General features: G+C 39.4%; 1 protein-coding gene. It reads left to right on the top strand.

Annotation, left to right across the window (positions count from 1 at the left end; all coding sequences use genetic code 11):
• Positions 1-261: 261 nt before the first annotated feature.
• Positions 262-1,127, top strand: an 866-nt coding sequence (locus AC4IFO_RS22900) for an Rpn family recombination-promoting nuclease/putative transposase (RefSeq protein ID WP_490737842.1), incomplete at its 3' end; no start/stop codon positions are given.

Below are 1,127 nucleotides of genomic sequence, written 5' to 3'. Positions count from 1 at the left end.
AGTTCGTTTAGTGATTGGTTTCATTGCACTCTCCAATTTTAAATTGAAAAAGTGTCAACCTTATTCAGGACGGGTCACATCAACTAAGTAAAGCGCCCAATGTGGCGCTTTTTTTTCGAATCACAACTTAATATAATCAATTATTACAATTAGTTAATTACCATCTCATGCGTAATTTTAGGACAAACTTTTTATCTATGAGTCCGAAAGTTGCGTAAAATTACCCACGTAAACAAGCTATCTGTTGAGTGGGAAATCGATATGGTAAAACAGCGTAATTCAACACCCCATGACGCCGCCTTTAAAGGGTTTATGTCTAAAGTTGACAATGCGCGTGACTTTTTTGATATCCACCTTCCCACCAATATTAAGCAATTATGCCATTTCGACACATTAGCGATAACCAACACATCTTTTATTGATAAACAGCTGCGTTCGCGTTTCTCAGATGTATTGTATACCGTCGAAACACAGCAAGGTGGTGGGTATATTTATATGTTAGTTGAGCACCAATCATCGCCTGATAAGCTCATGGGATGGCGGTTGATGCACTATGCTTTTTTAGCCATGAATCAGCATCTACAACAAGGCAATAAAGACTTACCGTTGGTTGTGCCTGTATTATTTTACCACGGAAAAGTGAGCCCTTATCCATATGCTCAACCTTGGACGCATTGCTTTCATTGGCCGGATGTCGCATCAGATTTATACAGCAAAACATTTCCCATTGTTGATATTACGGTCATTGATGACAATGAACTCGTCAATCATCGCAAAGTTGCCGTCATGGAGCTTGCAATGAAACACAAGGACTTACGCGATGAGTTTCAACGGGTTGTTCCCTTGTTGGCTCAAGCGCTCAACCAGCACTATAATAATGACGATGACATCATCACGATCCTTAATTATCTCTTTATTACCGTGGACTCTATTCATTTTGAATATATTGTTCAGCAACTGAGTGAAGCAACAGAAAAACATCAAGGGGTTATCATGAATATTGCGCTGAGATTACAAGAAAAAGGCCGTAAAGAGGGCATTGAAGAAGGCCGAAAAGAAGCTTATGAACAACAACTTACCACTGCTCAATATCTTTTAAAAAGCGGTGTCGACTTGCAGTTAGTCAT

The organism is Providencia sp. UF-224, assembly GCF_058245955.1.
The sequence above is the reverse complement of the archived record's forward strand: the minus strand, read 5'-3'. Positions and strand labels throughout refer to the sequence as shown.